This is a genomic window from Streptomyces nanhaiensis, from assembly GCF_046614825.1.
In the GTDB taxonomy this organism is placed as follows: Bacteria; Actinomycetota; Actinomycetes; order Streptomycetales; family Streptomycetaceae; genus Streptomyces; species Streptomyces radiopugnans.
Window position 1 is genome coordinate 24,353 of the sequence record NZ_JBKJFM010000065.1, and the last position, 6,690, is coordinate 31,042.

Annotated in this window: 7 protein-coding genes and 1 pseudogene; all 8 read left to right on the forward strand. The window is 70.1% G+C overall.

The features are described 5' to 3' along the window. The first annotated feature begins 12 nt into the window (after positions 1-12). A complete protein-coding gene (locus tag ACLIYP_RS15975) occupies positions 13-1,353 on the forward strand; it encodes a sensor histidine kinase (protein WP_412713801.1) in 1,341 nt (446 codons plus the stop codon). A 41-nt stretch (positions 1,354-1,394) separates the two neighbouring features. Then, positions 1,395-2,393 (forward strand): response regulator, encoded by a 999-nt coding sequence (locus tag ACLIYP_RS15980; RefSeq protein WP_412713802.1) that lies wholly within the window; start codon positions 1,395-1,397, stop codon positions 2,391-2,393. A gap of 221 nt (positions 2,394-2,614) precedes the next feature. Continuing rightward, on the forward strand, positions 2,615-2,845 hold the full coding sequence (locus ACLIYP_RS15985) for a hypothetical protein (RefSeq protein WP_412713803.1): 231 nt from the start codon (positions 2,615-2,617) through the stop codon (positions 2,843-2,845). 8 nt (positions 2,846-2,853) lie between these two features. Further along, positions 2,854-3,501, forward strand: coding sequence for a pilus assembly protein TadG-related protein (locus ACLIYP_RS15990; RefSeq protein WP_412713804.1), 648 nt, complete (start codon positions 2,854-2,856; stop codon positions 3,499-3,501). 40 nt (positions 3,502-3,541) lie between these two features. Continuing rightward, entirely contained in the window at positions 3,542-4,144 is a 603-nt protein-coding gene (locus ACLIYP_RS15995) for a hypothetical protein (RefSeq protein WP_412713805.1), read from the forward strand. 31 nt (positions 4,145-4,175) lie between these two features. Next, on the forward strand, positions 4,176-4,784 hold the full coding sequence (locus ACLIYP_RS16000) for an OmpA family protein (RefSeq protein WP_412713806.1): 609 nt from the start codon (positions 4,176-4,178) through the stop codon (positions 4,782-4,784). A 163-nt stretch (positions 4,785-4,947) separates the two neighbouring features. Further along, complete coding sequence (locus ACLIYP_RS16005; RefSeq protein WP_412713807.1) at positions 4,948-5,748, forward strand: hypothetical protein; 801 nt, start codon at positions 4,948-4,950, stop codon at positions 5,746-5,748. A gap of 151 nt (positions 5,749-5,899) precedes the next feature. Continuing rightward, positions 5,900-6,690, forward strand: a pseudogene (locus tag ACLIYP_RS16010) (hypothetical protein); the annotation flags it as partial.

Here is a 6,690-nt window from a genome sequence, read left to right on the forward strand (position 1 = left end):
GGAACCGTGTCGATGCCGTTCACACCGGCGGGGCCGCCGGGAGCCGTCACCGCGGGCGGCGGTACCGCGCCGCGGGAGGAGCCCGCGGCCGCGCCCACGCTCAGGATCCAGCTCAGCGCGCTCCAGGCGCTGTGCCGCCAGGTCTTCGGCTTCCGGCTGGGCATGATCGTGCTGACCACCCCCTTCGCCCTGAGCGGCACCGGCCCGGGATGGCCCACCTGGCTGGTCGGCGCGGCGATCGTGTTCACCTTCATGGGCTCCTACCTGCTCTTCCGGGACTGGGAGCGCTTCGGCCCCCTGCTGCTGCGGCACCCCGCGCTCCTCGGCGTCGACGCCGGTTTCGGAGCCCTCCTGCTGTTCACGGCCACACCGGCGAGCCCGCTGAGCTACGTCACGATCTGCACCCCGCTGCTGGCCGGGCTGGTGTACGGGTGGCGGGGCGCGGGCTTCTTCACCGCCCTCACCCTGCTGGTCGTGACCGTCGCGTACGCGGGCAACGGCATGCTCGGCGCGTCGCTCGCCGCCACCGCCTTCCTGCCCGGGGTCTGCGTCCTCGCGGGCGCGGTGGGAGTCACGCTGCGGGGGCTGATGCTGCGCTTCGGCAGCGCCACCGAGGCACTGCTGGAGATGCGCTCCAGGCTGGCCGTCAACGAGGCGGTGGCCGGCGAACGCGCCCGGCTGGCCCGCGAGATGCACGACTCCGTCGCCAAGACCCTCCACGGCCTCGCCCTGGCGGCGGACGGACTGGCCGGCTCCGCGCACCGCCTGGACCCCGACACCCTCAGACGGCAGGCCGAACTCGTCGCCCGCTCCGCGCGCCGCGCCGCGGTGGAGTCCCGGGAACTGCTGTCCGACCTGCGACGCGAGTCGGGCCTGGACGGCGGGGTGGACATCGCCGGCGAACTGTCCGCCCGCACCGAGGACTTCGCACGCCGGACGGGCCTGGAGGCCGCCTTCCGCCCGCTGAACGGCACCCCCGTGCCGACGGTCCCCCAGGCGGTGGCCGGACAGGTGCTGACCATCGCCTCCGAGGCCATGGAGAACGCGTACCGGCACGCGCACCCCACCCGCGTCGAGGTCTCGATCGGAGTCGTCGACGACTCGCTGCGCGTCAGCGTCTACGACGACGGACCCGGTCTGCCCGCGGGCACGGACCTCGAACAGCTCAGGCGCGCCGGGCACTTCGGCCTCGTCGGCATGGTGGAGCGCGCCGCGGGGATCGGCGCGCGCATCCGCATCGGCAGGGGCAGGGCGACCACCGGAACCGAGGTGCGCCTCGACCTGCCGATGGCCGCCCTGCTCCCGGAGGGCCTGGCCGCCGTCGCGCAGCGGCACCGCTACATCCACTCCTGACCGACCGTTTCCCGCCCCCACACCCGAGAGGAGGCCGCACCATGCCGGACGACGTTCCCCCCGCTCCGGGACGGCACCGCCACGCGTCCCCGCCGGCGGCGGCGCCCGAGAACTGCCCGCCCCCACCCCTGCCCCCGGCGCCCGCCGCCGCGCCGCTGCGGATCGTCGTCGCCGACGACAACCCGGTCGTGCGGGCGGGTCTGACCGTGCTGCTCCAGGGGCGCGACGACATCCGGGTGGTCGCCGAGGCGGCCGACGGCCGTGAGGCCTACGAGGCCACCCGGCTGCACCGCCCCGACGTGGTGCTGCTGGACGTCCGCATGCCGGGCGTCGACGGCATCTCTGCCCTGCCGCACCTGGTCCGCCTGGCACCCGTGCTGATGCTGACGTACAGCCGCGAGAGCGAGGTCGTCCACGAGGCGCTGCGGCTGGGGGCCGGAGGCTATCTGGTCCACGGGGAGTTCACCGCCGACCAGTTGGCCGCGGCCGTCCGCGACACCAGGGAGGGCCGGGCCCACTTCACGTCCACGGCCTCCAACGCGCTCCTGGCCGGCCTGCGCGGCGGCGCGGCGGCCGCTCCTGGGCAGCCGCTGCCCGAGGGGCTCGGCACGGCCTTCACTGGCTCCGGCTACCAGCCCGCGGCTCCGGGGCGGATACGTGCTACCGCACACGATGATACGGAGCAAATCCCCCGTCCCGCACCGAACCAACTGCGTTCGTCCGAGGGAGGTTCGGCATCCGATGTGCCACATTCCCTCCGAACCGCTTCGCACAAGCAATCCCATGTGGCACAGTCTGTTCCTGTCCCGGGGGCCTCCGGGGCGGAGCGGTTCGGTCTGAGCGGCAGGGAGGCGGAGGTGATGGAGCTGATCGCGTCCGGCATGGCGAATCCGCAGATCGCCGCCGCCTGCTTCATCAGCGAGAAGACGGTCAAGAACCACATCAACCGGATCTTCGCCAAGCTGCACGCCGGAAGCCGCAGCGAGGCCATCGCGGTCTGGCTGGGCACGGCGCGAAGGGGGTCGGGCGGCCGTGGCTGACCACACGGCGGGCTCCGGGGCCCGGAAAGCGGTGAAGGAGCCCGGACTCCGGCTTTGGGCCCGCACTTGGGTCCACGGACCCATGCGGACCGGTGGTGTCCCGGCGTACGTTCCCCATGTCGCGGGCGAGACCGGCCGGGAGGAAGCCGGAGACGCGTGCGGCACCGCAGAGACCTATCCGTCGGCCGCCGACCGGTCGACCGGACTTGGAGGGGAACACCATGAAGAACACCGCTCTGAAGCTGGCGACCGACACCAGGGTTCGCGTGAACGGCTGGGCCGACACCACCGTCGAGGCCATCGCCCGCCGGGGCGACAAGGGCCAGACCGCGGTCGAGTACATCGGCATGCTGGTCGCGATCATCGCGATCATCGCCGTGGTGGCGAGTATGACGAACATCGGCACGACCATCGGCAACAAGATCGCACAGGTCGTCGGTACAGCCGGCTGATCGATCCTGTGACTGCTCGAAAGCGCCGCGAGGCAGGGCAGGCCGTCCCCATCTACATCACGGTGGTGGCGAGCCTGCTCTTCCTCGCGCTCGCGTATTTCGTGGTCGGTCAGGCATCCGCCTCCCGCAACGGCGCCCAGTCGGCGGCCGACGCCGCAGCCCTGGCCGCCGCCCAGGACGCACGGGACCAGCTCCGCCGGGGTCTGCTCGCCTCGGTCCTGAACCCCCGCAACTGGAACGACCTCCTTGATGGCAAGGGGTTCGGAACGTACGGCGCCTGCCAGGAGGCGCAGCGTTTCGCGGCGCGGAACGGGTCCGACGTGACCCCGGGCGGCTGCCGTCGGCTGGCCGACGGACGGCTGGGCTTCACGGTGAAGGTGAAGACCCAGGAGCCGCTCGGGGAGACCGTCGTCCCGGGCACGGAGGACATCCACATGACGGCGGAGGCCGCTGCGGTCATCGAGCCGCGCTGCGCCTTCAAGCCCGACGAGGAGAAACCGGAGGACGGAGAGGACCCGGACAACGGGGGCGGCAACGACAAGCCCGTCTTCCCCGGCAAGCTGACGTGTGACGGAAGGGACCGGTTCATCGACCCCGAGAACCTGGACTTCTTCCCCGACGCGGCGGACCTCTTCACCGTTCGGCTTACCGGCTGACTTATCGATAACGCGAACACCGAGCAGAGGATCAGCAGCAATGAGTATGTGGCAGGTGTCTCAGGCCCGCCGAACTGTGTTGGCCGTCGTGACGACATCGGTCTTGACGTTCTCTCTGGTCAGTTGTGGTGGAGGCGACGACGGTGGTGACAAGGCTGCCGACAAGCCTTCAACCGGACAGACGGCCGCCCCCCAGGAAAACGGGACGGGAGGGAAGGGGACAGTCGCAGACGACAGCGAGGTCATCCTTTCGATCAAAGGGCAGGACGGCATTGTCCTTGATGTTAACTCTGTGATCCGGGATTCCGGCGGGTTCGTCACCGTGAATGGAGTTCTCAAGAACACCTCGGACAAGGATTACAGTGATGCAATCCTCTGGACTGGTTCGGAACTGGATCTGATTAGAGCTGCCGGAGCTTCTTTCGCCGGCGCCACAATGGTGGATAAGGCGGAGAAGAAGCGTTACTACGTCCTGCGGGACACTGAGAATCGCCCGCTGGCCACGATGAAGATCGGAAATATCAAGGCGAACTCCGAGCAGAACGTCTTCATGCAGTTCCCCGCGCCGCCGGAGAGCACCGCCGAGGTGGACCTCCAGATTCCGACCTTCCAGAACGCCACCCTTGAGATCACGGGTGAGTGACACGATGACGATCACCCGTACCGCTGCTCTCGTGAGAGCACAGCGACACGCCGTCACGCTGACGTGCTCGGCCGTACTCGCTGTCGGCCTGAGTGTCGCCACCGTACCCACCGCACTCGCCGAAGATCCGACACCTTCGGCCGGATCGGTGTTCGAGGGCGAGATCGACGCGGGCGATCCCGATCTCATGTTGGGCGACGGAGGAACTCTCGCCGAGCCCAAGGTTCTGGAGATCAAGCAGATCGTCGGTGACGAGGCCGGCGAGGAGCAGCGGGAGGACTCGCCGTCCAACACCAAGTTCACGCTCCAGGCCGAAGTGCTCTTCGGCAGGGACAGCGCCAAGCTCAGCTCCGAGGCGAACGACAGGATCAGGGGCATCGCCGAGGAGATCGAGGAGCAGGGCGCCACGGAGGTGAACGTCTTCGGCTACACGGACAACCTCGGCTCGTACGAGCACGGCAAGGTTCTGTCCAGGAAGCGCGCCCAGGCGGTGCACAAGCAACTGCTGAAGGACCTCGGCTCGGGCATCACCTTCAACATCCGCGGCTACAGCGAGGACAACCCGATCGCCGACAACTCCACGGAGGAGGGGAGGAAGAAGAACCGCCGGGTGGAGATCTCCTTCCCGCGCGGCGACTGATCCCACGGCCGGCCGTCCGCGACCGGCTTCGCACCCTCTACGGAACCGGACCGGTCGCCGCACCGGCGGACCGGTCCGGGCGCACCGCCCCTTCACCGCCCGCGCCTCACCCCGCTCTCGCCCCGCCGCCGTGAAGCCCCATGTGCACAGGAGCACCGTCACCGTGAAGACACACATCTCCCGCCTCCTGCCCGCTGCCGCCGCCGTGCTGGCGCTCGGCTTCGCCTCCGCCTGCGGCGGCTCCGGTTCGGGGGCCGCGGACGGGGAGGACGTGAAGGAACCCGGGCAGACCGGCGCCTCCTCGTCCGCCTCCTCGTCCGCCGCCCCTGCCCCGGCGCGGACCACCCCGGCGGAGCCGGCGAGGACCCTGTCCCGGGAGGAGCTGGAGAAGGGGGCGCTGAGGACGGCGGACGTGTCCGGCTACACCGTCAAGACGCCCTCGAAGGAGGAGGTCTCCGGCGCGGGCCGGGAGAAGGCGGACCGGGCCGAGTGCCAGCCGATCGCCTCGGTGATCGGGGGCGTGCCCCAGCCGGAGCCGGCCGAGATGGTCTACCGGCAGTTCATCACCACGTCCGAGGACGAGGAGGCCGGCGGGCTGATCCTCTTCGAGATGCTCGGCGCGTACGAGCAGGAGTCCGCGAACCGCCTGATGGAGGGGTTGCGCAAGGCGGTCAAGGCGTGCGCGGGCGGCTTCACCACCAAGACCGGTGGCGACACCAGCAGGTACTCCGGCGTCAGGGAACTCACTGCCCCCACCGGCGCCGACGACGCCCTGGCCTACCAGGTGGACGGCGACTTCGAGGGCGACAGGGTGCCGCTGCTGTTCAAGGCGGTCCGCTCGGGCTCCAGTGTGGCGATCTTCTACTCGATGAACCTGATGGACTTCGCCGAGCCCGGGATTCCGCAGTCGGTGGTCACCGCCCAGGTCGAGAAGCTCGAGGAGTTCGGGAAGCCGAAGGGGTAGAGCGGGGCGGAGGACGGCGGGGAACGAACGGGGGCGGGACATGCGGGGGCGGAGAGCACGGGCACGGCGGCGTCCCAGGGGCTTCTCCCTGGCGCGGATGCTGCGGTTGCGGTGTTCGGAGGGTGGTCAGACCTCGACGGAGTACGTCGGGATGGTCGTGGTGGTGGTCGCGATCGTCGGTGGTCTGGTGGCGGCGGGGGTGACCACCGAGCTGGGGCAGTCGGTCGGTGCGAAGATCTGCCGGGTCGTGGGCGGGCAGTGCGGCTCCGCCGGTGGCGGGAACGGTGGGGAGGGCGGGCAGCAGCCCGTCGCCGACGGCACCGGCGGCGGTCAGGCGCCGGCCGGTGACACCAGAACCCGGGAGGAGAGGGAGTACGACCAGGCGGTCAAGGACCTGGAGGCCGCCAGGAAGGCGCTTGAGGGGGACGAGGAGAAGGCGAAGGAGGCGGCGAAGGAGCTGGCGAAGATCCTGGCCGAGGAGCTGGGGATCACCGATGCGCTGGACTGCATCACCGAGGGGGACGGTGCGGCGTGCACGGAGACGCTGATCAACGTGCTGACGTCGTTGATCGGTGGTGCGGTGGGGAAGCTGGCGGCGAAGTACGGGGCGCCGTGGAAGTGGAAGAAGGCCGCCGAGCTCGTCAAGAGGATCAAGAAGCACGGCGGTGACCTCTACGACGGCCTCAAGGGGATCATCGACGGCTCGAAGAAGGTCGACCGGCTCGAGGACAAGGTCGAGGAGCTGGAGAAGAAGCTCCCGGACAAGGACAGGAAGCCCGACGAGCCCGGCGCGAAGAAGCCCGTGGCCTGCAGGAACCACAGTTTCCTGCCGGGTACGCCGGTGCTGCTGGCGGACGGGAGCCGCCGGGCGATCGAGGAGGTGCGGGCCGGGGATCTGGTGACGGTCACCGATCCGTACCGGGGGCTGACGACCGTCCGGCC